The sequence below is a fragment of the Streptomyces olivoverticillatus genome, from assembly GCF_014203555.1.
Taxonomy (GTDB): Bacteria; Actinomycetota; Actinomycetes; order Streptomycetales; family Streptomycetaceae; genus Streptomyces; species Streptomyces olivoverticillatus.
In genome coordinates this window covers 1-2,500 of sequence record NZ_JACHJH010000015.1, presented here as the reverse complement: position 1 = coordinate 2,500, position 2,500 = coordinate 1, and the positions used below count along the sequence as shown (strand labels likewise).

General features: G+C 56.6%; 1 rRNA gene (cut by a window edge). It reads left to right on the top strand.

What is annotated here, in order from left to right:
• Positions 1–2,479, top strand: a 23S ribosomal RNA gene (locus tag FHS39_RS25050); it begins 642 nt to the left of the window's first position.
• Positions 2,480–2,500 lie beyond the last annotated feature (21 nt).

Here is a 2,500-nt window from a genome sequence, read left to right as displayed (position 1 = left end):
CCTTGTTCTCGTGACTGCGTGCCTTTTGAAGAATGAGCCTGCGAGTTTGCGGTGTGTTGCGAGGTTAACCCGTGTGGGGAAGCCGTAGCGAAAGCGAGTCCGAATAGGGCGATTGAGTAGCGCGCCCAAGACCCGAAGCGGAGTGATCTAGCCATGGGCAGGTTGAAGCGGAGGTAAGACTTCGTGGAGGACCGAACCCACCAGGGTTGAAAACCTGGGGGATGACCTGTGGTTAGGGGTGAAAGGCCAATCAAACTCCGTGATAGCTGGTTCTCCCCGAAATGCATTTAGGTGCAGCGTCGTGTGTTTCTTGCCGGAGGTAGAGCACTGGATAGGCGATGGGCCCTACCGGGTTACTGACCTTAGCCAAACTCCGAATGCCGGTAAGTGAGAGCGCGGCAGTGAGACTGTGGGGGATAAGCTCCATGGTCGAGAGGGAAACAGCCCAGAGCATCGACTAAGGCCCCTAAGCGTACGCTAAGTGGGAAAGGATGTGGAGTCGCAGAGACAACCAGGAGGTTGGCTTAGAAGCAGCCACCCTTGAAAGAGTGCGTAATAGCTCACTGGTCAAGTGATTCCGCGCCGACAATGTAGCGGGGCTCAAGCGTACCGCCGAAGTCGTGTCATTCACATAATAGCCCCAACGGGTGTGTGGATGGGTAGGGGAGCGTCGTGTGCCGGGTGAAGCAGCCGCGGAAGCGAGTTGTGGACGGTTCACGAGTGAGAATGCAGGCATGAGTAGCGATACACACGTGGGAAACGTGTGCGCCGATTGACTAAGGGTTCCTGGGTCAAGCTGATCTGCCCAGGGTAAGTCGGGACCTAAGGCGAGGCCGACAGGCGTAGTCGATGGACAACCGGTTGATATTCCGGTACCCGCTTTGAAACGCCCAATATCGAATCAGGCGATGCTAAGTCCGTGAAGCCGTTCCGGAGCCTTCGGGCAAAGGAAAGTGGTGGAGCCGACGAACCAGACTTGTAGTAGGTAAGCGATGGGGTGACGCAGGAAGGTAGTCCAGCCCGGGCGGTGGTAGTCCCGGGGTAAGGGTGTAGGGCGCTGTCTAGGCAAATCCGGACAGCATGAAGCCTGAGACCTGATGCCGAGCCGATTGTGGTGAAGTGGATGATCCTATGCTGTCGAGAAAAGCCTCTAGCGAGTTTCATGGCGGCCCGTACCCTAAACCGACTCAGGTGGTCAGGTAGAGAATACCGAGGCGTTCGGGTGAACTATGGTTAAGGAACTCGGCAAAATGCCCCCGTAACTTCGGGAGAAGGGGGGCCATGTCTGGTGATGGAATTTACTTCCTGAGCTGGGTGTGGCCGCAGAGACCAGCGAGAAGCGACTGTTTACTAAAAACACAGGTCCGTGCGAAGCCGTAAGGCGATGTATACGGACTGACGCCTGCCCGGTGCTGGAACGTTAAGGGGACCGGTTAGTCAGGATTCGTTCTGGCGAAGCTGAGAACTTAAGCGCCAGTAAACGGCGGTGGTAACTATAACCATCCTAAGGTAGCGAAATTCCTTGTCGGGTAAGTTCCGACCTGCACGAATGGCGTAACGACTTCTCGACTGTCTCAACCATAGGCCCGGTGAAATTGCACTACGAGTAAAGATGCTCGTTTCGCGCAGCAGGACGGAAAGACCCCGGGACCTTTACTATAGCTTGATATTGGTGTTCGGTTCGGCTTGTGTAGGATAGGTGGGAGACTTTGAAGTCATGGCGCCAGCCATGGTGGAGTCGTCGTTGAAATACCACTCTGGTCGTGCTGGATGTCTAACCTGGGTCCGTGATCCGGATCAGGGACAGTGTCTGGTGGGTAGTTTAACTGGGGCGGTTGCCTCCTAAAGGGTAACGGAGGCGCCCAAAGGTTCCCTCAGCCTGGTTGGCAATCAGGTGTTGAGTGTAAGTGCACAAGGGAGCTTGACTGTGAGACCGACGGGTCGAGCAGGGACGAAAGTCGGGACTAGTGATCCGGCGGTGGCTTGTGGAAGCGCCGTCGCTCAACGGATAAAAGGTACCCCGGGGATAACAGGCTGATCTTCCCCAAGAGTCCATATCGACGGGATGGTTTGGCACCTCGATGTCGGCTCGTCGCATCCTGGGGCTGGAGTCGGTCCCAAGGGTTGGGCTGTTCGCCCATTAAAGCGGTACGCGAGCTGGGTTTAGAACGTCGTGAGACAGTTCGGTCCCTATCCGCTGCGCGCGCAGGAGTCTTGAGAAGGGCTGTCCCTAGTACGAGAGGACCGGGACGGACGAACCTCTGGTGTGCCAGTTGTCCTGCCAAGGGCATGGCTGGTTGGCTACGTTCGGGAGGGATAACCGCTGAAAGCATCTAAGCGGGAAGCCTGCTTCGAGATGAGGACTCCCACCCACTTGATGGGGTAAGGCTCCCAGTAGACGACTGGGTTGATAGGCCAGGTGTGGAAGACCGGTAACGGTTGGAGCTGACTGGTACTAATAGGCCGAGGGCTTGTCCTCAGTTGCTCGCGTCCACTGTGT